The sequence below is a fragment of the Mucilaginibacter pocheonensis genome, from assembly GCF_031456535.1.
Taxonomy (GTDB): domain Bacteria; phylum Bacteroidota; class Bacteroidia; order Sphingobacteriales; family Sphingobacteriaceae; genus Mucilaginibacter; species Mucilaginibacter pocheonensis.
In genome coordinates this window covers 1-23,074 of the sequence record NZ_JAVDUU010000003.1, presented here as the reverse complement: position 1 = coordinate 23,074, position 23,074 = coordinate 1, and the positions used below count along the sequence as shown (strand labels likewise).

At 41.2% G+C, this 23,074-nt stretch carries 21 protein-coding genes and 1 pseudogene; 11 read left to right on the top strand and 11 right to left on the bottom strand.

Features of this window, described 5'->3' with window-relative positions; all coding sequences use genetic code 11:
- Nucleotides 1-18: 18 nt before the first annotated feature.
- Nucleotides 19-2,043 carry a sensor histidine kinase gene (locus J2W55_RS13595; protein WP_310096506.1) on the top strand — a complete coding sequence of 675 codons (2,025 nt, stop codon included), beginning with the start codon at nucleotides 19-21 and terminating at the stop codon, nucleotides 2,041-2,043.
- The gene (locus J2W55_RS13590) at nucleotides 2,009-2,644 is read left to right on the top strand and encodes a response regulator (protein ID WP_310096505.1); all 636 of its coding nucleotides are present in this window, start codon (nucleotides 2,009-2,011) and stop codon (nucleotides 2,642-2,644) included. The genes J2W55_RS13595 and J2W55_RS13590 overlap by 35 nt, the downstream gene beginning before the upstream one ends.
- 564 nt (nucleotides 2,645-3,208) lie before the next feature.
- Here the strand turns inward: J2W55_RS13590 and J2W55_RS13585 are convergent.
- The 7 genes from J2W55_RS13585 to J2W55_RS13555 all read right to left on the bottom strand — a co-directional run bounded on the left by J2W55_RS13585 (nucleotide 3,209) and on the right by J2W55_RS13555 (nucleotide 14,087).
- The gene (locus J2W55_RS13585) at nucleotides 3,209-3,766 is read right to left on the bottom strand and encodes a transposase (RefSeq protein ID WP_310096504.1); all 558 of its coding nucleotides are present in this window, start codon (nucleotides 3,764-3,766) and stop codon (nucleotides 3,209-3,211) included.
- A gap of 23 nt (nucleotides 3,767-3,789) precedes the next feature.
- A complete protein-coding gene (locus tag J2W55_RS13580; RefSeq protein ID WP_310096503.1) occupies nucleotides 3,790-4,749 on the bottom strand; it encodes a hypothetical protein in 960 nt (319 codons plus the stop codon).
- 417 nt (nucleotides 4,750-5,166) lie between these two features.
- Nucleotides 5,167-6,741, bottom strand: a complete 1,575-nt coding sequence (locus J2W55_RS13575; protein ID WP_310096502.1) for an FAD-dependent oxidoreductase — start codon at nucleotides 6,739-6,741, stop codon at nucleotides 5,167-5,169.
- A 212-nt stretch (nucleotides 6,742-6,953) separates the two neighbouring features.
- Nucleotides 6,954-8,438 (bottom strand): RagB/SusD family nutrient uptake outer membrane protein, encoded by a 1,485-nt coding sequence (locus J2W55_RS13570; RefSeq protein WP_310096501.1) that lies wholly within the window; start codon nucleotides 8,436-8,438, stop codon nucleotides 6,954-6,956.
- A 15-nt stretch (nucleotides 8,439-8,453) separates the two neighbouring features.
- A complete protein-coding gene (locus J2W55_RS13565) occupies nucleotides 8,454-11,837 on the bottom strand; it encodes a TonB-dependent receptor (protein ID WP_310096500.1) in 3,384 nt (1,127 codons plus the stop codon).
- Between the two features lie 141 nt (nucleotides 11,838-11,978).
- Nucleotides 11,979-13,190, bottom strand: coding sequence for a FecR family protein (locus J2W55_RS13560; protein ID WP_310096499.1), 1,212 nt, complete (start codon nucleotides 13,188-13,190; stop codon nucleotides 11,979-11,981).
- A gap of 234 nt (nucleotides 13,191-13,424) precedes the next feature.
- A complete protein-coding gene (locus tag J2W55_RS13555; RefSeq protein ID WP_310096498.1) occupies nucleotides 13,425-14,087 on the bottom strand; it encodes an RNA polymerase sigma-70 factor in 663 nt (220 codons plus the stop codon).
- A 644-nt stretch (nucleotides 14,088-14,731) separates the two neighbouring features.
- On the opposite strand from J2W55_RS13555, the gene J2W55_RS13550 reads away from it, so the two are divergent.
- From J2W55_RS13550 to J2W55_RS25760, 5 genes and pseudogenes are all read left to right on the top strand, one after another.
- Nucleotides 14,732-14,947: a hypothetical protein gene (locus J2W55_RS13550; protein ID WP_310096497.1), complete on the top strand. Its 216-nt coding sequence runs from the start codon at nucleotides 14,732-14,734 to the stop codon at nucleotides 14,945-14,947.
- A complete protein-coding gene (locus J2W55_RS13545) occupies nucleotides 14,907-15,203 on the top strand; it encodes a hypothetical protein (RefSeq protein WP_310096496.1) in 297 nt (98 codons plus the stop codon). Before J2W55_RS13550 ends, J2W55_RS13545 begins: the two co-directional genes overlap by 41 nt.
- 135 nt (nucleotides 15,204-15,338) lie before the next feature.
- Entirely contained in the window at nucleotides 15,339-15,938 is a 600-nt protein-coding gene (locus J2W55_RS13540; RefSeq protein WP_310096495.1) for a hypothetical protein, read from the top strand.
- 185 nt (nucleotides 15,939-16,123) lie between these two features.
- On the top strand, nucleotides 16,124-16,444 hold the full coding sequence (locus J2W55_RS13535) for an RNA recognition motif domain-containing protein (protein ID WP_310096494.1): 321 nt from the start codon (nucleotides 16,124-16,126) through the stop codon (nucleotides 16,442-16,444).
- Nucleotides 16,426-16,515 (top strand): annotated as a pseudogene (locus tag J2W55_RS25760) (hypothetical protein); the annotation flags it as partial. The gene J2W55_RS13535 and the pseudogene J2W55_RS25760, both read left to right, overlap by 19 nt.
- Nucleotides 16,516-16,684: 169 nt before the next feature.
- Here the strand turns inward: J2W55_RS25760 and J2W55_RS13530 are convergent.
- The 4 genes from J2W55_RS13530 to J2W55_RS13515 form a co-directional block, all read right to left on the bottom strand.
- A complete protein-coding gene (locus J2W55_RS13530; RefSeq protein WP_310096493.1) occupies nucleotides 16,685-16,825 on the bottom strand; it encodes a hypothetical protein in 141 nt (46 codons plus the stop codon).
- Between the two features lie 81 nt (nucleotides 16,826-16,906).
- Nucleotides 16,907-17,203, bottom strand: coding sequence for a hypothetical protein (locus J2W55_RS13525; protein WP_310096492.1), 297 nt, complete (start codon nucleotides 17,201-17,203; stop codon nucleotides 16,907-16,909).
- On the bottom strand, nucleotides 17,185-18,342 hold the full coding sequence (locus J2W55_RS13520) for an acetyltransferase domain-containing protein (RefSeq protein ID WP_310096491.1): 1,158 nt from the start codon (nucleotides 18,340-18,342) through the stop codon (nucleotides 17,185-17,187). Before J2W55_RS13520 ends, J2W55_RS13525 begins: the two co-directional genes overlap by 19 nt.
- Nucleotides 18,343-18,349: 7 nt before the next feature.
- Nucleotides 18,350-19,204: a hypothetical protein gene (locus J2W55_RS13515; protein ID WP_310096490.1), complete on the bottom strand. Its 855-nt coding sequence runs from the start codon at nucleotides 19,202-19,204 to the stop codon at nucleotides 18,350-18,352.
- 120 nt (nucleotides 19,205-19,324) lie between these two features.
- Between J2W55_RS13515 and J2W55_RS13510 the strand changes: the two genes are divergently transcribed.
- The 4 genes from J2W55_RS13510 (at nucleotide 19,325) to J2W55_RS13500 (ending at nucleotide 22,482) form a co-directional block, all read left to right on the top strand.
- Complete coding sequence (locus J2W55_RS13510; RefSeq protein WP_310096489.1) at nucleotides 19,325-20,347, top strand: sensor histidine kinase; 1,023 nt, start codon at nucleotides 19,325-19,327, stop codon at nucleotides 20,345-20,347.
- Nucleotides 20,348-20,349: 2 nt separating this feature from the next.
- A complete protein-coding gene (locus J2W55_RS13505) occupies nucleotides 20,350-21,048 on the top strand; it encodes a LytR/AlgR family response regulator transcription factor (RefSeq protein WP_310096488.1) in 699 nt (232 codons plus the stop codon).
- A gap of 201 nt (nucleotides 21,049-21,249) precedes the next feature.
- Complete coding sequence (locus J2W55_RS25755) at nucleotides 21,250-21,486, top strand: MFS transporter (RefSeq protein WP_374726372.1); 237 nt, start codon at nucleotides 21,250-21,252, stop codon at nucleotides 21,484-21,486.
- 312 nt (nucleotides 21,487-21,798) lie between these two features.
- Complete coding sequence (locus J2W55_RS13500) at nucleotides 21,799-22,482, top strand: alpha/beta fold hydrolase (RefSeq protein ID WP_310096487.1); 684 nt, start codon at nucleotides 21,799-21,801, stop codon at nucleotides 22,480-22,482.
- The last annotated feature ends 592 nt before the right edge of the window (nucleotides 22,483-23,074 follow it).

The following is a 23,074-nucleotide window of genomic DNA, read 5'->3' as shown; positions in this document are numbered from 1 at the left end:
GACCTGCCGGTGATTGAAATGAAGAAGATTTATCTGATCCCAGTCTGCCTGCTGATAACCGTCTACGCTTTAGCGCAGCAACAGATCCCTCTAAATGAAAAACAGCACGTCGACAGTTTGGAAAACGTCCTGCGGTCAAATGGACCGGATAGTGCAAAGGCCAATGCTAATTTCCAATTGGTTGAATACTGGAAATTCAAGGATACCGTGAAAAGTAAAACGTATTTAATGCGCGGCAAACAACTTGCAGCGAAATACCCCTATTTTAGAGCATTGGCGCATTTTTATGAAGGGCAGTATTATTTTAACTGGAACGCGGCTAAAGCTGCTGCTGCCTTTAAAAAAGCGGAAGAGGCCTTTTCGGCGTTTAACACCCCGAAAGCACACGGCAGGCGTGCAGCTGCATGGTTCAACTACGCTATAATGAACAGGGATACCAAAGGATACGAGTTTATTACCCGCATTATACTTGAAAAAGTTCTGCCGGAAGCGGAAAAAGCTGGTGAAAAAGTAATGCTGGCGCATTTCTACACGCAGCTCTCTACCGTATTGATGAACAATTACCAGTTCGCCAAGGCGGCGACCTATAATCAAAAGGCAATTGAGCTGTTGCAAACCGAAAGCCCGCGCTCAACCAATCTTTTGTTTGCTTATCTGAGCGGTGTAAGCATCTATTGCTATGACGGCAAATCAGCAAAGGCAAAGCCTTTGTTAGCAAAAGCTAAAGCGATAATAAGTGCCTATCCCGAATCCGTAAACTATCCGCTGTATTATTATAACGAAGCTTTATACTATTTTACTGTTAAATCTTTTGAACAGTCGCTGGTAAGCGCTGATAAGGGAATTGTTCTTGCAAAAAAATACAATCAGAAACAATTGCATCAGCAGTTCCTGTTCAGAAAATATGAAGTCTACGGACAGCAGAAAGCGTATGCCAAAGCCAGACAAATTTTACTGGATATTGCAAAGGATGGCACGCTTATGGCAACCGCTAATGATAAGGCGACGATTTACGCAGAATTGTCAAAAACCAGCAAAAACCTGAAAGACTACAAAGCCGCTTACTTCTGGATGAATAAGTATCAGGTACTAACAGATAGTATCCACAAGGACCAGACCGCGCTGAAGATCAATGAACTGGAGACCAAATACCGCACTGCGGAAAACCATCAGAAAATTGCTGCTTTACAGGCGCAAAACAAACAAGCAGCCCTGAAAGCCAGGAATGAGCATTTATACAACTGGCTGCTGGTCATCGGTTGTTTATCGCTGCTCATTACGCTTGGACTGGTGATCCTGAATGCGAAAAACAACCGGAAACTTGCGGCTCAAAAGGAGATCAACTATCAGCAGCAACTCCATGAATTGGAGCAAAAGCAGCAGCTTAAAGTAACCAAGGCCATGCTGGATGGCGAAGAGCATGAACGGGAACGCGTTGCCCGCGACCTGCATGACGGACTGGGCGGAATGCTGGCGGGTGTAAAAATAGGTTTATCGGGTTGGTCAAATAATAACTCGGACCTATCCGGGGACAAAGACCTGAACCACATTATTGGCCAACTGGACTCTTCGGTTTCGGAGCTGAGGCGTATCGCCCGTAATTTGTTACCGGAAACGCTTCTGAAGTTTGGACTGGAAGTGGCATTGAAAGACTTGTGTGAGTTTTATATGCGCGATGAGTTACACATTGATTTTCAGACTTTTCATATCCAAAAAAGCATTACGCTGAGCGTACAGCTTAGCATATATCGCATGGTACAGGAGCTTTTTTCCAATGCTATCAAACACGCGAACGCTTCAAATATCATGTTACAATGCAGTCAGAACGATCACATTTTTTTTATAACCTTTGAAGATGATGGCTGCGGATTCGATACGGCTATGCTGGAAAATAAGAAGGGTATGGGTTTAGATAACCTTAAAAACCGGATCACTTTCTTAAATGGCAAATTTGAGTTACAGTCAGTTATCAATGAAGGAACAACCATTAATATCGAACTCAATATCAATGAAGACGCCAAAATTACTAACCGCGATAGTTGACGATCACCCTATTGTGATCGAGGGCTTAAAGACATTGCTACAACATGAGGAGAACATACACCTTGTTGGCGGCTTTTGCAGCGGCGCGGATATTCTTTCATATATCAGGACTAATCCCGTAGATCTCATTTTGTTGGACATTACGCTTCCTGATATTAACGGAATGGAACTATGCCACATGATCAAAAAGGAATCAGTAATGGCCACTATACTTATTTTAAGCAATCATACCGAGAGAAGCATTATCATGCAAACCATTCAAAACGGTGCCAGTGGCTACTTGCTTAAAAATAGCGCTGTTGAAGAGCTTAGATATTGTATTGCGGAAGCGGTAAAAGGAAACATCTGTTATAGCAAAGCGGTGATGGAAATAATTAGCCGGCCATCAAAAAATGAATTGCAAGGGGCACCGCGTCTTACCCGGAGGGAGAAAGAAATACTGTCTATGATCGCCACAGGCAAGACCAGCCAGGTGATCGGCCAGGAACTATTTTTAAGTCCGCTTACTATTGATACCCATCGTAAAAACCTGATCCAGAAATTTGGGGTGAAAAATGTTGCTGAACTAATCATGGCTGCTACACAACAGCAGATACTGTAGAAAAAACCGCATGTTCTATTGCTGATCACATCACTGATTTCAGCCGTTTGTTATCACCAAAAACTCGGATTTTTATCGCTTCGGCACTCGCAGCCCTCATTATCACCCTGTTCATCATCAGTTTCCAGGCCATTAAGGCCGCGCTTTCAAACCGTGCCCGTAGCTTACGCTCAGAATGACCGGTGCATTTGCCAAAAGAGCTTAGATAGCAAACATGCGATCTGAGATTTAGTTGATACACTTTTGTGGTGCGTTCCGGGGTGAGATACGGAACGCATTTTTATTTCATCCAAAAACCGGCATCCGGATTTTTTGGACATGACAGGAAGCTACCTCGTCCCGAGCAAAGTTAAACGCCAATGACGACCCAGGAATTTATAGTTTCGGACTGCCTAAATCGGCGGTCCCGGCGACGAATCCAAAGTTCTTTTCTTTTAAAAAAGACACCATGCGAATCCAGATAAAAAAGGGACGAAAAACTTTTTTAGATTTAAGTGAAAGGCCGAGGTCTATAAAATACTTATTGATGAACATCAGGATGATCACAAACCTTACCACAGTATTTTATTGGGTTGCCCCGCGCATTGCCCTGCGGTTACGACTGTTCTGCGTCTCGCAAAAATGCGCAGGGACAGGCTCTTTTCTCCATATTTTGTTGCCCGCTCGTTTCGGGTTATTCCTAAAATGTTCGTTCCGCTCCAGAAAATACTTGTTAATGGCAGCCTGGCACTCTTCGATATTGCCGTAATTGCTGTTGTGTATAACCGCTTTTGCCAGACCGCCGAAAACCGATTCAATGACGTTCAGGAACTGAGTACATGACGGTAATGGCACGCGAACGATCAATGGTTTATGCACTTTGTTATGATCTTCGATAAAATTGATCAGAATTTTAGAGCGGTGCCAGCTTACATTATCCCAACAGAGGTATATACGTCTTTGATCGGCATACAGGGATGCCAGTGTCTCAACAAGTTTTATGGTCTCGAAGGTGTTTTTTCTTGTCGAAAAAAAATGGGTTGCCTGATTGGTAGACAGTTCCAAAGCCGCAGTACATATCACAACCCCTTTATGTTTTTGCTTGTCCGGTACATAATACGGTTCATTATCTTTTTTAAGCATCCTTCCTCCTTTGATTTTAACGCCTACAGGTCCGTACTCGTCAATCGAAAAGAACTTCTCGTCTTTCCGCAAACGTTGCAGGATACGTTGTAATTTATCGATCTTTTCACGGTACTTAGGGTCTTTGCACGTAAGCATGTCTCTCGACTTTTTGAAACGGTATCCATTCTTTCTAAGGGTATAAGATGCTTGCATCCAAGAAATTTTTTCAGCGTAAATCTTTTCATACATATCGTCAGCGCAGTGATTGTCCAACTGGTGCGATTTAGTCCATGCGTTGTCGGCGGTTCATGGAGTAGCTTAATGAGGTTTTCTGCTCGTTGCTTCATTCGCTTTATTACGGTAGGAAATATTTTATGTATTGGTGGTTTAAAAGCAACCAGCCCCTTGCTGAGGTAAGTACTGATCCAGTTCTTAATTGTTTCGTTAGTCGTCTCAGCCTTATCAGTTATGGTCTTATAACCGGAGGTTTGAAGCGCCATGAGCAGCGTAGTTGCAATCTGCCATTTCCGATGGTCAGATGAATGCCTCCATTTTTTCAAGGCTTTTACATCGTATTCCGGCATAGACGCGAGAAGTTTTGGTATTTCGGGCACATCATTTACCTTTATCCACTCATAAAACAATGCAGTAAATGGCAGGTAGGCATAACCGTTAGGATACATCGCTCTATATTTTCTCCATACCGGCTTAGCTTTCACACCTGGCTTTTCGGCAGCGAGCAGCCGTGGCAAAACTTTGATAAAATTAACATAAAGTGGCGTCAATCTGTGGCTCTTGGGTTCTTCCGGCATAAAGAAGTTCATATCTTTCAATCGCTCCGGGTAGGTTGCTTTGATACGTTTAAACTCGTTTATATACCTCCAGGAGGTAACTGTGGAAATGCCCAGCTTTTTAGCGATCCTATAAGTAGTTTCATCGCCGCGGATGAACTGCCTGCGCATCATGTTAATTTTCTTTTGGGGAATCTGATGCCTTATCATGGCGCTTAGCCGTTGATGATTTGATAATAACCGGCTGTCAAGCCGATTGTTTTAGCCAATGACAGACTTCAGTCATATTTAACGTATCTTAATCATCAACAGCCAGCGGAGTTTCGATTGGCAAGGAAGGAATTTCAAACTATATGATAAAAATCAAAATAACTGGAACCCAATACTATTTAGCTATATTATCCAAACATTTCTTTCTCTTTTAAAAAGAACTCTATATTCTATATTATGCAAGAAACATCTGTACAAAACTATGAATCAATGATTTATAAATAAGATTACCCATATCTCCAGACGCTCTGATTTCGAAGGCTCATTAAGATGGAACAACAACGAAACTTTCAGAAGTATATCTGGATAGCGGCTTCGGGGGGCTATCACAGCGTGCTAATTTCATAGCATGCACTGTCAGGATTTATCATTATTAATCCAATGCTTCTCGTCCCGGTTCAGTATAACACCATCTTTTTTCAGTACTCGCTGCAATTGTTTTAGGTCAATGTCCTGCACTGGCTTATTATTCTTTGCAGCAATTATTGCGGCAACGCCTGCGGCCTCACCAAGTTGCATCCAGGTAACTTCAACCCTGATTGAGCAAAAACCGACATGGGAGGCTGAAACGCAAACGGGCACCAACAAATTTGTACATTCACTTTTTCTTGGAGTGATGATGCCATATGAAAGTTCATATGGTTGGTCAACTTTAACCCATATACGGCCTTCGTTTATGTATTGTGTTTTGGATATAGCCACTTTTTGCACATGATGACAATCCACAAAGTGGGAACCTAATGCAATAGCATCCGTTTTTTTAGGTTCTTCAAAAATGTCCTTCTGCGTTTGTACATAGCTTCCTACCATTCGGCGCGCTTCCCGGATATATAAATAATATGGAAAGTTATAGTTGTCCATAAATTCATCGGGAGCCAACCCATATCTGTTAATCTCATCGTGTAACGGCTTCGGCACGGACTGATCATGTTCTAAAAAATAAAGCAAGCCAAGTGTCCAGTCCTTATGATCCTGAAATATCCGTTTCCGCTTTTTATAATCTGCATCAGGGTAGTCGGTATTACCACCAAAAAAGCCAAGCGATATAACCGAATTTTGTTTATTATTGGCTTCAAACTTTCCCGGCGGGTAATTCCAGGAATACAAATCAATGATATCTGACAGTTTGGTATTAGGATGTTCGGCCAGCAGGTGCTTAAGCGTAATGAAGCGGTTTGCATCGTAATGCGATGGCAAAGGAAATGGCACTCTATCGGAGTTGGTGGACATTATCAACCGAAAATTATAATTGATGATCCTTTTACTGGCTTCCCCGTTAGTTAAATTTTTTGCTTCAACAAACCCCGGAAGCAAATTTCCATTGTCATCATATGGCGAAACATCGATAGGTTTATCCAGCAAACGAACACCGGCAAGCGATTCATCATATTGAGCTTTACTTTCCCGGCCATAAGTATACGATACACCCGCTCTTGCCATCAGATCGCCTTCATAAGTTGCGTCGATAAAAGTATCACCGCTCACAGTTTTTCCATTTGTCAATATTATGCTTTTGATAACGTCATCTCTTTTGATTACTTTGTTAACGAAAGCCTCGTAGATCACAGAGACGTGCTGTTCGGTCAGCATATCCACAAATATTTTTTCTGCAACATGCGATTCAAAGTAAAAAGCAGGTTTATTCATTCCATAAGCTTTACCTATGCGTGTATAGATTTCCAACGGAATTCCAGAGATGGTTTCCTCAATCATATGTTCTGTTTCCGCAGTTCCGATTCCGCTTGTATTCATACCGCCTACATGACGGGTCTGTTCAACTAAAATTACTTTAGCACCCTGTCTGGCCGCCGCTATCGCAGCTGATATGCCCCCGGGTGTACCACCATACACCACGACAGTGGGTTGGTCGGCAGCATTTAGCTTAAAAGCGTACAGTATAAGAAGCGCAGTTACTATATGTATTTTTTTCATTTTTTTAATTATGTTACTGATTTCTCTATCAATAAGTTACACTGCAACGTCCAGGCAGCAAATTTAGGTTTGCCGGACAATAAGCAGTTTTTGCATCACAGTAGTTCACTTTCAGAGCGAATGACAAGAACTCATATCCTTCGTTGTTAGCATACATCGCATTTTAAAACAACAAATAAAGCGCGCTGGTGCGCTTTATTTGTTAAACGGTATCAAAAGCCTGGATTTTGAGTAAGTGCGGAGTTTACATCCATCTGATGTTGCGGAATAGGATAAAGCAGATTCTTTTGTGAAACCGGTATCCCTGCAGCTTGAAGGGTGCTGATATATTTGCCAGTCCTTAACAAATCCCAGCGGCGGTGGCCTTCAAAGCAAAGTTCCCATCCCCGTTCCTGTAAAACCGCATCCCTAAACTGAGCCTGAGATAAGCCTGCCAGATTCTGAGGATTGGCAGACGGGTTACCATTTCTCGCACGAGTCCGCACCTGATTTATTGCATCATAGGCATCAGAGGTTGGTCCATTGATTTCATTAATTGCTTCGGCATAAATAAGAAGCACATCAGCATATCGTATGATCATGAAATTGTTCCGTGCGTCAAATTCGGCGCAGGGTGAAGGATCCCAATATTTATCAACACAAGGTCCGTTACGCGCAAAGACCAATTGGTTGTTTGCCGGGTTCACCTTTTGAGTGATAATAGTAACTTGTTTGCGATAGTCACCTGCCAGGTAAGAACTAACATATGAGGGTTCGACATTGTACGATCCACCACCCTGATTAATAGGATATGAAAAATAAATTGAAAAAAATTCAGCCATCGAACTACCATAAGTGGTTTTTACGCAACTGTATTGTGCTGAAAAAATATGCTCCTGACCATTCTTATTTTCGGGTGGGAAAATGTTTTTATAATCCGGAAAAAGACTATACACTTTTGAATCGATTACCTGTTTGGCGTAAGCGGCCGCATTTGTATAATCTTTATGGGTAAGGTAAACTTTTGCTAAAATTGATTTTACCGCGCCGCTTGTTGCCCGCCCGATTGTCCCGGCGGCAGTATATTTTGCCGGGAGGTTTGCAGTATCAGCATCTTTTAAATCGCTGATAATTTGAGTATAAACCTGATCAGATGGAGTACGTTTTATACTAACATTTACAACATCTGAAGTTGGTGTGGTAACTAATGGCACATCATCAAATGCCTGCACTAAATCAAAGTAAGTTAATGCCCGCAGAAATTTAGCCTCCCCTATTACCTGAGCTTTGACAGTGGCATCCATGGTGATCCCAGGAACGTTTTTGATTACCCGGTTAGCTCTGTCAATCAATAAGTAACAGTTCGTATAAAAGGTATCAAAAGTAGGATTGGATGGCGAATAATTATTAGTTTTAAGATCTAATATAGTCGCGCCGATGGTCGACTCAACGTTCAATTCTTCTGAATTGACATCCGCCAGGTTGATCATCGTCATACTGTATATAGTGCGCAATCTATCATACACTGCGTCAAGGGCAACGGTGGCGTCACTTGCGGTTTTGAAAGAGTTTTCCTCTCCCAAAAACGAATAAGGCTTCTCGTCGAGATTATTTTTACAACTACCTCCAAGAATTAACACTATAGTCAGGGAACCGCACAAAAGGGTGCGCACCTGTAAAAGCAGCATTTTATTCAATAACTTATATTGTGGTTTCATGTTTATCAGATTTATTTAAAATGCAGTAGACAAACCCAGCATGTAGATCCTTGATGGCGGATAATTGAAATTATCTCTTCCATAAGTGGTGTTACTATTGAAATCTCCGTTGACTTCAGGATCATAGCCGGTATACTTGGTGAAAGTAAGCAGGTTTTGTGCGCTAACGTAGATGCGGGCTTTCTTAATTACCTTGGTAAAGGTTGGCAACTGGTAACCGAAAGTAACATTTTTTAAGCGCAGGAACGAGCCGTCTTCTATCGCAAAGTTCGAAACTGCCGGCAAAACCCATTGACGTATACCCCCAACGGTGTTACTCGGATTAGTGGCTGTCCAATGATTCAGATAGTATGATTTCAGGTGGTTATACTGAGCATCTATCAGCGTGGTAAAAGTGTTATAAATTTTGTTGCCTTGTACCCCTTGTAAGAAAAATGAAAAGTCGAATGCTTTGTACGAGAAATTGTTTGTCAGGCCGAAAATAAATTTCGGAAGGCCGTTCCCCAGCACCTGGCGATCAGTTGACTCATTGTAAACGCCATCACCGTTTGCATCTTTCCAGCGATATGCGCCTGGCAGGCTACCAGCTTGTGCCAATGGGCCAGCAGCTGCAATCTGTTGCATAGTTTGCCATACGCCATCAAAGACATTACCGTAAAACGAACCCAATGGTTTGCCAACCTGTACTATGGTTAACCCAGAAAAATAATGATCCACGCCATTAGCAAGCGATACGACTTTGTTTTCGTTATAAGAGATGTTGCCAGCCGTTGTCCATTTGAACCCTTTTGCTCCCTTGTCAATGTTTACTGAGGTAATAGCAAGTTCAAAGCCCTTATTTTGCACGCTGCCAATATTGCGCAGTACACTGGTGGCGCCTGTAGTTGCAGGTAAATCCACAAATACCAATAAACCGCTGGTTTTTTTCAGGTAATAATCGCCAACAACGGTGATTCGATTATTCAAAAAACCTGCATCTAATCCAATATCCAATTGCGCTGTTTTTTCCCATTTCAGATCGGGATTTTCAATGCGTGAAACTTGATTGGTAAGTACTTCGACATCGTTAAAAACCGTTTTACCGATAGTGTATTGCGAGAGGGAATTATACAAGCCAATTCCGTCATTGCCGGTTATGCCATAACTGGCTCTCAGTTTTAGATCATTAATGACCTGGCTGTTTTTCAAGAATTTTTCGTCAGATACGCGCCAGGCGAACGCGCCGGAAGGAAAAAAGCCATACTTATTATTGGCCCCAAAACGAGACGAGCCGTCTTCTCGTGCACTAACAGTGAACAAGTAGCGGCCTTTGAAGCGGTAATTTACCCTGGCCAAATAGGAATTCAGACCCCATTTTTCCAAACCGCTGCTCGTGATATCAAGCGTACCGGCTGCTGACAAATTATTAGCGCCCAATACGTAGTTGGGAAAATTCTCAGCCTCCTGGTAGGTCCGTTGCATTCTATTGCTTTGGAAAGTTACACCTGCGAGAACATCAAAAGCGTTATTCTCGTTTATTTTTTTGGTATAGGTAAGTGTATTTTCATTTAAAGTATTAATATTTTCGGAAGTACCATTGCTTCCATAGCCATTACGACCACTGCCAGCAAGCGTTTGCGGCGTAAAGAATACGTTCCTAAATGAATTTTGAATATCTGCACCGAAACTTACATGTGCTTTCAAACCATCGATGATGCTAAAATCACCAAATACATTACCCAGCATTCTATCGGTTGTAAGCAAATTCGTTGAAGTGTTTTGGACAGCAACCGGATTGGGAGTACTTGCAAAACCGGTGCCGGGCCCCAAATTAAGCAATTGGTAACTGCCGTCCGCTGCATAAACGGGGCTGGCTGGTGATATGGTCAATGCTTCATATACAGGACCGGCAACCAGATCTTCCGATACACCGTTATTAACTGTGCGTGACACTGTAAGGTTGGATCCAATTTTGACATGATCACTCAGGGTTGCATCCAAATTAACTCTTGAAGCATAGCGCTTAAAGTTATTATTGATGATAATTCCATCCTGATTCAGGTAGTTTCCGCTTATCAGGTACCGTATCTTATCGGTGCCCCCGCTAATCGATAATTGATAGCTTTGCATAGGCGCAGTCCTGAAAATTTCTTTTTGCCAGTCCGTACCCTCACCGTAAGAAGCAACTGGTTTTGGATAAGCTCCACTGGGATTTCCAAACCGTAAAGCAAAGCCGAGATTTGCAAGCTGCTCATTTTTTAAATTGAGATGATCCATAGCATTACCCAGCTTTAGTTGCTTTACAGCTTGCTGCTCGCCTGCATAGCTTTCAAACTCAATACTGGGTTGTCCGAGTTTCCCACGCTTGGTGGTTACCAGGACAACGCCATTAGCTCCCCTCGAACCATATATCGCAGTTGCAGAAGCATCCTTTAATACTTCTATTGATTCAATATCACTTGGGTTAATGGTAGAAAGTGGGTTAGCATAGCTGGCCCCACTACCGCTCGCACCGTTTGCCGCGGTAAGGACTGAAATGGGAAAACCGTCAACTACATATAAAGGATCATTGCTGGCAGAAATAGAATTGCCGCCACGCACCCGGATCGTTATCCCGCCGCCGGGCGCATTGGATGCCTGAGTAATCTGCACGCCGGATACTTTCCCTTCCAGTGCCTGGTTAAACGAGTTAATGGGCTGTGCCTTGATTTCATTGGATCCTATTGAGGAAACCGAACCAGTGAGATCTTTTTTCCGGACAGTGCCGTAACCGATCACCACGATTTGGTTCAATCCTTTTGATTCCACTTTTAATTGAACATTAATTGTAGTGCGTCCTTCAATAGGAATTTCCTGGGTTAAATAACCAACACAAGTAAAAACAAGAGTTCCCTTGCTATCAGGGATATTAAGGAAATAATTGCCTTTGGAATCTGATATCGTTCCTAAATTAGAATCTTTTAATTTAATACTTACTCCGGGTAGATTTCCTTGTTCATCCGTCACTTTTCCAATTATCCTGATAGCGGCTACAGATTTATTGATGATAGGGATAGGCAATTTTGGCGTAATTAATATGGTTTTTTGATTTATCACATAATTAAATGGCTGATTGAGAAAACATGTTTTTAAGGCATCTTCTAATGAACCATCTTTTATTCTCATAGTAACAGACTTTGCTCTGATTAAAATATCAGGATCGCAAAGAATACTGTAACCGCTTTGCCGGCGAATGTCATTCAAAGTTTCCCACAATGGGGCATTCCTTTTATTAAGGTTAATCTTTTGAGCAAGAGAGGAAGCGCTCACCTGCACAAAAGTGATAAGACAGATAAAAAAAGAAAGTTTCATTACTCTCCATAATTTAGGATGAAAGCGGAATGTACGCCCGCGTTCAAATACAGTATAAATTTTATACATTTGAATCTTAGGTTAATTAAATAATTGGTTGTTAACAGCGATCATAATGATTACCTACTTATGCAGCTCCCAAGGCTGTATTCTCACCAGGGGTGGTTGCAACGCCCCTGGTGATTTTTTGGTAATCTCTTTTTAGTAAGATTAATTCGTCAAGATTACCCTCCTTCCTTCTATTTTATAGTGAATCCCGGATATTATTGTTATATTATCAAGCAGTTCTGTAATGTTTTTGTATTTAGATATAATGCCCCTTAGCTTCTTTTGGCCCGCACTGGTGTGGTATTCCACATCCACATCATACCACCTCGCAGCTATTTTTAACACCTCCTCGATCCGTTCATCATTAAAAACAAACAACCCGTTTTTCCAGCCCATAACCTCATCTAGGTCTGCATTCCTGATGGTTAAAGGCTCTTTCAGATTATTAATGGCCATCTGGCCTGGTTTTATAATTACATGGTTGTTTTTACCGCTTACTTTTACCGAGCCTTCCAGTAAAGTCGTTCTGATATCGGAATCGTCTTTATAAGCCTTGATATCAAAATGTGTCCCTAACACCTCCACTGTTTGCTTACCATCTACATTGACGTGAAATGGCTTACCCGGATTCTTAGCGACTTCGAAATAGGCCTCCCCGGTTAATTTAACCAGACGTTCTTTTCCCTTGAATGCAACAGGATAGCTTAATGATGAAGCTGCATTAAGCCAGACTTGGGTACCATCCGGAAGGGTTAGTTGATATTGTCCCCCTTTAGGTACATACAAAGTGTTTAACTGATTCCCGGTGCCTGGTTGAGCGGTTGCAGAACCAGCGCTCTGATAATCTATTCTGCCGTCTGTATGCTTGCTCACAGTTGTTCCGGCCTGGTAAGCAATGCTGCCGCTTCTTGCAGCTTGAAGATCTATTTTATTCCCATTGGATAAAACCAATATTGCTTTGTTGACACCCGGCGTTATCTCTGTCTTTTTAACATGAAGCGATAGCTGCTCTGTCCGCGGTTTGTTCTTATATAACAAAAAGCCTATAGCGAGCGTTACAAGAACTGTTGCAGCTACGGCAATTCTTATGACATAGCTTCTTAATCTATGGGGTCTCAACCCGGTATTCTGGTCATAGCCGATCCGGGCTTTCACATCCTTCAATGCCGTTTCTGCATCAAATTCAAGCAGGTGCTCGATGTCTTCGTTACGGACACTTTTATTCGACAGTTTTTCAAGGATTTCCCTGTTGCTAACGCTCTTATCTAACCACACCGCCAGCTCAGCCTCTTCCGCGGCAGTAAGGGAATTACTAAGCTTTCCTGCTAAAAGCGCGCTTATATGAAATGAATCATACAACTTTTTGTCCGACATGGCTTATTAATTGGCTTTAATATAATAGAAACAATACACAATGGTCTTTCCTCTAAAGGAATTGAAAAAAAATAGTTGCATTCTTAAAATCTTTCTGGCAAATCATTGTAACGACCCAGGGAAAATTGGGTAACAAACTTACAATCAATGACTTTTAAATTTAAAAAGCAACCTAGCTGAAGCAATGGCTAAAAAAGCGATGCAACCATAAAATATTGATCTCGGCAGAATTTCTTATCTGAAATACACGGACAGTATCACGGCAGTCAGGGTGCTAAATCCTCTTCCCGAAAGACGTTTCTTTAAAATCGAAAGTCCGCGCATTTTTTGATTATAAACAGTACTTACTGTTATATTAAGTTTGCCAGCAATCTCCTTAGGTTGTAATCCGTCTTCAAAGATCATTTTGATAATTTTCGCACATTGTTCAGGGAGGGCATCTACTTCAATTGCAATCTCGCGTAATACTTCTGCGTAAATAATCTGATTAATTATCGGTTCCTGAAATTCATCTTCCAGTAACCCAAGCTCGACACCATGCTTTATTTTTCGTTGCTCTTTGTTTAAAAAATTAATCGAGGCATTACGGGTGCTTATGTATAGAAAAGCTTTTATCGAGTTCAGGCTGACAAAATCCGCATGTTTATTCCATAGCTTATAAAAAGTGTCCTGAACAATTTCCTCCGCGACAAACCTCTCAGACGTTAGCCTGGTGGCAAAAAAACAAAGCGCGCTATAAAATTTCCCGAAAATATAATCAAAAGCTTGTATGTCGCCAAGTTGCAACCTGTGCAATAATTCAGTTTCATTCAGATCCTTTAATTGGTCAACCGCCATCGCGTCAGGGGAAAGTACACCCAAATACAAATTTAGGTAATTAAAGTTGGAAATATCCATGCTTTTGCGTGAAGCGAAACCTGGCATTACAAGCTGCAAAGACTTCGTTTGTCTTTATGCTATTATCGAAATGCCAACCCAAATTAATCCTTGGCGTGCGATCGAAATTAGTAAGCAAATATTTTTATAAGGCTGATTTTTTATTGTAAATATGTAAACCTATATAAGTGAATGGTGGCACACCAGGTTTTAACAACAGATAATAAGAGCGCCTATACTTATAAAATGACGTCCGTTGTCTCATTACTAAAGAGCTGATCAACAAAGTCTCGTTCCAAAACCCTGCTTTTATTTGAGTAAGCGCAGGCTAAAGAATTCGAGCTGTTTTTGTGAAGCAGGTCTGACATCAGCCTCATTTAATAAATATACTCATCGTACATAATCAATCTGTTGATCAAAACCGGGAACCCTAACAAAACAGTCCGGTAAGATAGATCTCTGTGTATGCAATGACCATACATTATTAGTGCATCCAATGAAATGTTAACCGGGACAAAAAGAGCTATATATAAAAACAGTCTCCTATCATTGCAGTAATAACAGACTGAAGTATATCAGCAGGCTGTCCGATTACAAAGATTTGCCATAAAACGGATCACGCAAATTTCACATATTAGCGGCCCGCTTAACCTTATCCAGTCAAAATGAAAAAACTAATACTTTTACTCTTCTTTAGCATTGCCCTGTTTTCCTGCAAAAAAGACCATTCCGGTAACCCTGGTACGACCAATGCATCATTACTGGTGGGAAAATGGATCTATACCCAGGACACCATCAGGGATTATAAAAACGGACAGTTAAACTTTACCAGTAATACAGGTGGCCGTAGTTTTGACGGTGCTTTTTTACGAACAATTTGATAAAAATGCTCAGGGCATCTCCGCTGGTCCCAATGGCCCCACGGAATCCAGCATCCTCCATTTCAATTACAGTTTAACCGGAAATGCACTGACGGTAAACTACCCGAAACAAGCTGATATGGACGCTGCCTCCTATCAATTCACCATAAAATCGCTCACAGCAAGTCAACTGGTACTTTATTATGAAGAGACAAAAACGGAAACAGACAGCACCGTTCTTAAATACACAGAGATCGAATATTTACGAAAAGAATAGCGCTGCTGCCTCCTCTAACCAAATAGGCCGGAGACCGCACAAACAAACGACCAAATAACCGCACAATTTAGCCTTTGTTGCCCTGCTTATTTTAATTTACTAATAAATTTAGTAATTTTGAACAAATAACAGATCATGCCAGACAATAACACCCTGATCGCGGTGAGCGCCTTCTCCGGACTGGCCGGCGCGCTGCTTACACAAACACTGACGGGCTTGTTTACCTATTACAGTGACAAACGAAAATCCCGCCTGGAACTGCACAAACAGTACCGGGACAAGAAAATAGAAATCGCGGAGAACTTTTATTTTATGACAGGTGAAACAATGTCCATTTTGAAGAAAAGTGTCAACATTCACAAAAACCGTAATGACTCCAGAAGCGAAAGCAGTTTGAAATTTCTCAGTAGTGAAATAAAAAAGCTGGATGCCCACCTGAAAAAGCTCAACGAGAAAAACTGGAAACATAACCTGATGGGTCTATATTTTAATATATCCCTGTCTTTTAATGAAATTATGGAAGCCAATACGCGATCTCATATCCTGTTCCTCAAATACCTGGATATTTCAGACAAAATAACCAAGGCGGCGGAGGCGGATAAAGAAGCGCTTTACGGCCAGTATAATATAACGATATTTGATTTGTGCATGCAATACGACGACATTTATAACATGCTGGAAAAGGACATGAATAAAGTTAAAGCAGAACTGCTCGACAGCTTTACCGGAAAGTAATTGTTTGGCGTTTGTTTTTCTCAAGAGCATTGCTGACAGAAAACACTATCGGTTTTATTCCAAGATAGCTGCAATACCGGTACCGTTACCTGCACTTCGCATTCTGCCAGATGAATCAAAAGGAATAAGATGGGGTAACCTATTAAAATGGTACTTACGTTTGCATATTATATCAGTATTTATCTATGAAATTATTTGTCTGTGGTTTTCCCCTGGACATGACAGAAATGGACATCGTCAAATTGTTTAATGTACATGCAACCGTAGGCACCATCAAGATTGTCCGGGATAAAAAGACTAAACGATGCAAAGGCTATGCTTTTCTCGAAATGACCGATCAGGCCGGGGCGGACCGAGTGATTGAAGCGCTTGACGGGAGTCCACTTGGCGACCGGTTGCTTACCGTCAGGCAAACTGCAGAAAAGGTTCCGGTGACTGAGCTTCCCTACAGGGCTGATCGTGATGGCAGGATGATTACAATTATAGCAGACCGCATGAAGCATTAGGAGGTATTACTCCAGACCTTTTTAAGAGGATGAAAAACATAAACCAACAACAGTATCACAATGAAAATTAACATTTATCCAATTCTGCAGGTCAGCCCTGTATCAGGTGGCTTCTACTTCAAAGCTATATTCACATGGTGGCATATACTTGCAGTGATTGCTGTAGTTATTTTGATAATATATTTAATAAGGAAAAAACGTAAATAACAGATAATTTAGTCTATTACACACCAGTCCGAACTAAGGGAGGGTTACAGCCCGCGGCGGAGGTATCGTGATCTTATCCGTTCGATTAACGGTGTTATGAGCTATGACCAATGCTTTATAAGAATCCACCGATAGACTGCCATTGGCATCATAAGCGTAAGTTCCTGCTGTCATCCCCGAAAAATTTCAAAAGCCATAACCTGTATAATTAGTACCTGCTCCATCACTTGCCGTTTTCAGCCGATTGGCCGGATCTTAAGTATAGGCCAGATTATCAAATTCTATCCGGGTGCCGCCTTCAATCGTAGCGGAGTCGCGCTTTAACGCCAGCAGGTTACCTCCTGTGTTGTAGCCGATATTACATGTTGGCGATGATATTAAAAGCACAGAGCGCTCTGCATAAATACTACGAGAATACCGGTCAAGGCCGTCATAGTAGCAATGGTAAATGAACAGCAAAATAATAATGGAACGATAAAGGTGGTTTTGCGACGTTTTTCCATTTTTTCTGGTGATTTGAAGGCTAAGATAAATTAGATATACCGGAGCCATTTTTTCTCCCGGTGTTTTGTTTTGTATTTACCATACCATTTGCATATTGGGTACATTAAAACTACCATGCTCATCCAGACCAAGTACACCGCCCACAATTGCAGCCCGCTTCCTGATTTTGGCCTTCCGAAATTCGAGCCGAACACCATATCAGAGGTTTTATAGCCTTCTAAAAGAACCATGATCAATACAAAAGGATGGATAATATACCAGTGAACAAGGAAATAGAACAACGGTACCCTACCATATACGCGTACGATATCCGTCCACTTATTTTTTATGAGTTGAACCCAGGAAAGTATTAAAAACATAATGCCTAAAAACAGTAAGCAAAATAAGAGCGACGGTGGATATTTGGTGACGTTAGCAAAGGAAAGCAATGTGTACAGCAGACCTTTTTGAACGGTCCATGGGCTAGGATCACCATAAATATTTATCGCTCTTAAAACGATAAACAAAGCTATTGCTGTTAGGCCGATTTTTAAGAAAAGTAGTTTTTGTCGCTCTTTGGGTAGTTGAAAAAAGCTACTGGCACCAAAACCAACCAACATAATACCCAACCATGGTACGGGAGGATAGCCCATAAAAAATATTCTGCCATTACCCAAACTGAACACTTGGGGTGAAAAAAATGGCATTAATATTTTTTGGTAAAGTGGAGTTCCAGCACCCGGAGCAAAAACGATGAGATTATGTAAAGCGAGTATTATGACTCCAATGACCCCGGTTAGCCGGTGCGGCAGTTTATACAATAAGCTAAGAATAATAAAACTAACGCCAATAGCGGCAATCACTTCGAAAATCAAAAAATGAAAACCGATATCAAACCACATACCGAAATTTATCAGTGTAAAATCCAACAAGATAAGCCACAAACCTCTTGATAATAGGAAAGCCCTTGCACCTTCTCCACGATTGGCTTTAATGGATAAGTAGACCGATACACCTGATAAAAACACAAAAGTTGGCGCGCATAAATGGGTAGTCCATCTAGTAAAAAATAAAATAAATGTCGTTGTTCGAAGGTCTGTCGGAGATTGTGAAAGAGATGTAACGTAAAAAAAGTCACGCACATGGTCGAGTACCATAATTATCATAACCAAGCCCCGCATAAAATCAATACTTTCATTTCTTTTCATACCCGTGTCACTTCCAGTTTTCGATATCTTCCACCCATTGTTGCCTTTTCATAGTCAACGCAATAAGCAACGCAGTGCCGCTAAAAGCTAATGCGTCGAAAGTGCTCGCCAATAGATTTCCCCGGTTAGCAGCAATTGGATGTGCAAGCGTACCCGGAACATGTACGAGCCAAACCCATAAAAAAATCATCAGGAAAAGAAACAGGGCTATTATCCTTATTCGTATTCCCAGAATAATAGTTACACCAGCGGATATCATAGCTATCCCGGTAAGGTTTACCCAAAAAAGATGATTAGCCATGCCGGCAGGGACAATATCTACCATATAGGGGGCATAAATTACATGAGATATTCCGTAGCTTGTAATCGTGTACAGGAAAAATAGATTACCGTAAGGCATAAGCTTCGCCAAAAAACCTTTTTCCGCCGAAGGATCACTTTCGAAAGAAAAAGCCACTACGAAAGCTCCACCAGCGAGAGCCAACTCTTTTAAAGGAGTCGCCCATAAACCCAAATGATACAATTTATTAGGTTGTGACAAAAGTTCGTAGGTGATATGAGTTCCAAAAAACAAGGCCAGCCAAACCCCAGCTAAAAACAAGGAAGCCTGTCTGCCTTTGCCGGGTATGAAAATCAATATACCTGTGGCTATAAGATAAATTCCAAAAGCATAGGCAAAAAGGGATAGCATAGGCAAATGGTCCTGGTAAACAGAAAAAAACACATCCCGGAATGTTCCAAAATAAAACTGTTGAAAACCATATACAATAAGTGCAAGGGCATAAAAGGTTCTGCCAATATATATTAGTTGTTGCATTGTGATTCGTATTTCATTGCAGCCAAATGTAAATACAACAATCATTCTCAATTACTTTTACCTGTACATAACTGATATGGTCTTTATCCGGCGTTCACCAAAAAAAAACGTTGTTTACAGCTACTCGGGAATCCAAAGAGGTAAAAAGCGTTATTTTGTAAATAGATGAAGATTAATAACGAAATTCTTTTTAACCTCCTTTTTTGGACGTTGTATTTTTTGTACCAATGGCTTGGGCTGGCGTCATTGTACACAGATTACGATAAATATTTTATTAATGCCTGCATGGCGTTGCCTGTATCGTTCTTATTTTCACTCTTGGCCGTCCATGTCTTTTTTAAACGGATATATCACAAAAATAAGAAAGTAGCCTTGGCTGGTCTGATTTTGTGTTCGTTTTTGCTATTGTTGGCTCGACGTTACATTAATTATTATATTGTCTATCCAAAATATTTTCCGCAGGCAACATGGATGCCCTTTTTTTCATTCGGGAAGATACTGACCGAGTTTGTCAATCTATATACCATAACAGGGCTATATGCTTTATATTACTTTATACGTTCGTGGTACCGTGAACGGAACAGGGTTCAAGAACTATTGCAACAGAAAACGATGGCGGAGTTGGATCTGCTTAAGGCCCAGGTTCAACCGCATTTTATTTTTAACATGCTAAATAATATTTACGCGACTGCTTTAAAAACCAGTCCCGACACTGCCGCTTTAATTTCACACCTCTCCGGATTTCTCGATTACAGTTTATACAATTCATCACAGGATAAGGTACCATTGACTACTGAGATTGATTATTTGAAGAATTATATTGAACTTCAAAAAAGCAGGTATGGTGGTAAATTAGACGTATCGCTAAATATTTATAATGAAATTGGCGGGTTGACCATTGTTCCGCTTCTTCTACTACCGTTAATTGAAAACTGTTTCAAACACGGTGTTGCCGGGTCTATTGGTAAGAGTTGGGTAAGGGTTGATGTATCCAGGCAGGATGCACAACTTTCGATTAAGATAGAGAACAGCAAAGAAGAGGATGATCAACCTAAAGCTGACTCTGGTGGCATCGGATTGGCCAATGTCAGGAAAAGATTGGATTTGCTCTATCCTGATGCGCATGAGATCAAAGTAATAAACGAGCTGGCTACTTATCTTGTTATTCTAAAACTCAAAATCAAATAAAGATGGTAAAATGTTTAATAGTTGATGATGAAGAGCCGGCAAGGGAACTGATCAGGCTTCATCTTTCAGATTTCGAAGGATTTGAAGTTGTGGCTTCGTTAGACAATGGTTTAGATGCATTTACCTTTTTGCAGAAGAATGTCATCGACTTGGTTTTCCTGGATATTCAAATGCCCAAAATTTCAGGTCTCGAATTAATCGGGGCACTGAAGGCCGGCCCCCAATTTATCTTTACGACCGCGTTCAGAGAATATGCGGCCAATGCCTATGAGCTGGATGTTTTGGATTATCTTGTCAAACCTATTACAAGGGAAAGATTCATGAAGGCGGTATTCAGGTATATGCACAAAAACATGCAACCGCCCCCGGACTACCAGGATGCCTATCATTTTTTTAAAGTCGGCAGGGAACAGGTCAAGATATTTTTAAAAGATATTATTTTTATTGAGGGGCTCGCTGATTACATTCAGGTACACACGGTACATCACGCTTATATCGCTTCGGAAAAGTTGGGTTACATGGAGGAAAAACTTCCTGAACAAGAATTTACAAGGATTCATAAGTCATTTATTATCGCTTTGGATAAGATGACGAGCTATACGGCAGAACAGGTTAAGCTTGGTGATCGGTCCCTGCCATTAGGAAGGCTTTTTAAGGGTAATTTCCTTAAAAAAGTCAGTAGTAAAACTGAAAAAAATTAGTTACTGAACCATCCGATTTGGAGGCCACGCTTCAGCCCGGGCGTATATCTTGTTTACCTTTACAACAAGCCTGGCTTTTGTGCTTTCACAGTTGGATGTTTTGATTGTCAACGTCGCCCTTCCACAGATCGGTAAATCCTTTTCGGCCGGTATGAGTACCCTGCAATGGGTCGTTGACGGTCATGCCGTTGCTTTCGCGGTATTGATGCTGGCGTCATTAGCGACCCGTTAGGTTCCCAACGGCTCCTCCATTTGAGTCTACTGCTGTTTGGCTTAGCTTCTACCTGCTGTGGATTGGCCTGGAGCCCGTTTGCGTTGATCGGCTTCCGGGTATTGCAGGGTGTTGGTTCTGCCATTATAATTCCTACGTCTCTATCGATCCCCAAACACACTTCTTCCGATGAACCAAAAAAAAGTGCCCGGGCGGTGCCGTCATAGGAAATCTGCAAAGAACAAACTGGAAGATTGAAAAAGCGTCCTTATTCAGCATCCGTGATTAATGTAATTTAAGTATATAAGTCAAAAAAGTCCATGAAATCAAAAACTATAGAAAATCGCTCCCGGTTCGCGCATCCGTGGGGCAATGGCAATTGATAGCGGTGCTTTCCCATTTTGTTTCGGAAAGGAAACAACTTAATAGATTTGCAGCACGCATGTTTTGCAGAAATAAAGGGAAGGGCGACCAAAACCGTAAAGTTGATTTTACATTTGCGTATAATTAGCTCAATATTCATTAAAGCTTTTCGACCAATGATTGACAGAACTAAAAAAACTTATTTATTTATACCAGGTGGGTGGCATGGTGCGTGGACATTTGATCCAATAACAACGCGAATGAAATCAGTTGAAAAAGATTGTTTTTCTTTAACATTACCCGGACTCGAGCAAAAAAAAGTTAGTCAAGACAAGATCGTTAATTTGACAACACACATTCAATTTGTTATTGATTTTATTGTTGAGAAGAAATTGACCGATGTGATCTTATGCGGGCATAGCTATGCTGGAATGGTTATTACAGGTGTAGCTGATAATATTCCTGAAAGAATTTTCGCGCTTGTATACATAGATGCCTATATTCCAAAAGACGGGGATTCATGTTGGAAGCTAACTAGTGATCAATATCGTGAGCTTTTTGCAACCGGCGCAGCTGTGGATGGATTTAATGTAGTTAGCAGACCGGGTTCTGATAGTAGAAGACGCCCACACCCTTTGGCTACCTTTATGCAAAGTCTACGATTAATTGGTAACTACAAGCAAATTCGAGATCTTACTTTTATCTATCTCAGCGGCTGGGAAAATACTCCTTTCCGGCAACAATATGAATTACGTAAAAATTCCCCAGAATGGCGAGTGGAGGTGATTGATTGCGAACATAATGTTATGGAGCATCGCCCTGATGAATTGACTGAAATTTTACTGAGTATAGATAAATAGGCAGTTTATATAGTCTTGACTCATAATATTTGGATGATGCGACACGGCAGATCAGTAAACAAACGAGGAAACCCTCAGATGTAATTTTCTTATTCGAGCCTGAAATACAGCCATTCAACTAAGCAATAGCTCAAATGCCAAACAGGTTAAAGAATATATTGATTTTCTATAGGTTGTTAGATCGAAAAAGAAAGTGAACACTAGCTAAATGCTTTTTAAGGCAAAGACATATTTTCGCGGAACGGTTAATTAACCATGCGTTTGTGTCTTTGTTTTTGATATGTATTTCAATATCAGGCTTATGGGAGGCGACCACAAGATAGTCTCTCTCATTATTCAGAGGGATAGGTAAACGTAAACCCGTTCGGCTGAATCACTTAAAAGTCGCGCAGGTTATTGGGCGCTCTGACCTGCACAACTTGACTTAAGCGTAACGGCAGCGGGCTGGTTTATTTTTAATGATCTGTTAGTGCTAATACAATACGTTGCCCTTTTGACCTGATACGGTATAAGCTGCCATTACCGGTTTTTCCCATCACACCTTGTATAGTTTGCAACTGGTAAGCATGGCCATCAAACTCATATTGGGCAC

Coding starts and splice junctions, on each gene's coding strand:
- J2W55_RS13540 (WP_310096495.1), top strand. CDS start 15,339: ATGCCAGACAATAACACCCTGATCGCGGTGAGCGCCTTCTCCGGACTG.
- J2W55_RS13525 (WP_310096492.1), bottom strand. CDS start 17,203: ATGGCTCCGGTATATCTAATTTATCTTAGCCTTCAAATCACCAGAAAA.
- J2W55_RS13560 (WP_310096499.1), bottom strand. CDS start 13,190: ATGTCGGACAAAAAGTTGTATGATTCATTTCATATAAGCGCGCTTTTA.
- J2W55_RS13550 (WP_310096497.1), top strand. CDS start 14,732: ATGAAAAAACTAATACTTTTACTCTTCTTTAGCATTGCCCTGTTTTCC.
- J2W55_RS13535 (WP_310096494.1), top strand. CDS start 16,124: ATGAAATTATTTGTCTGTGGTTTTCCCCTGGACATGACAGAAATGGAC.
- J2W55_RS13520 (WP_310096491.1), bottom strand. CDS start 18,342: ATGAAAAGAAATGAAAGTATTGATTTTATGCGGGGCTTGGTTATGATA.
- J2W55_RS13565 (WP_310096500.1), bottom strand. CDS start 11,837: ATGTATAAAATTTATACTGTATTTGAACGCGGGCGTACATTCCGCTTT.
- J2W55_RS13500 (WP_310096487.1), top strand. CDS start 21,799: ATGATTGACAGAACTAAAAAAACTTATTTATTTATACCAGGTGGGTGG.
- J2W55_RS13530 (WP_310096493.1), bottom strand. CDS start 16,825: ATGACAGCAGGAACTTACGCTTATGATGCCAATGGCAGTCTATCGGTG.
- J2W55_RS13505 (WP_310096488.1), top strand. CDS start 20,350: ATGGTAAAATGTTTAATAGTTGATGATGAAGAGCCGGCAAGGGAACTG.
- J2W55_RS13515 (WP_310096490.1), bottom strand. CDS start 19,204: ATGATTGTTGTATTTACATTTGGCTGCAATGAAATACGAATCACAATG.
- J2W55_RS13585 (WP_310096504.1), bottom strand. CDS start 3,766: ATGCTTAAAAAAGATAATGAACCGTATTATGTACCGGACAAGCAAAAA.
- J2W55_RS13570 (WP_310096501.1), bottom strand. CDS start 8,438: ATGAAACCACAATATAAGTTATTGAATAAAATGCTGCTTTTACAGGTG.
- J2W55_RS13580 (WP_310096503.1), bottom strand. CDS start 4,749: ATGATAAGGCATCAGATTCCCCAAAAGAAAATTAACATGATGCGCAGG.
- J2W55_RS13575 (WP_310096502.1), bottom strand. CDS start 6,741: ATGAAAAAAATACATATAGTAACTGCGCTTCTTATACTGTACGCTTTT.
- J2W55_RS13595 (WP_310096506.1), top strand. CDS start 19: ATGAAGAAGATTTATCTGATCCCAGTCTGCCTGCTGATAACCGTCTAC.
- J2W55_RS13590 (WP_310096505.1), top strand. CDS start 2,009: ATGAAGACGCCAAAATTACTAACCGCGATAGTTGACGATCACCCTATT.
- J2W55_RS13510 (WP_310096489.1), top strand. CDS start 19,325: ATGAAGATTAATAACGAAATTCTTTTTAACCTCCTTTTTTGGACGTTG.
- J2W55_RS13555 (WP_310096498.1), bottom strand. CDS start 14,087: ATGGATATTTCCAACTTTAATTACCTAAATTTGTATTTGGGTGTACTT.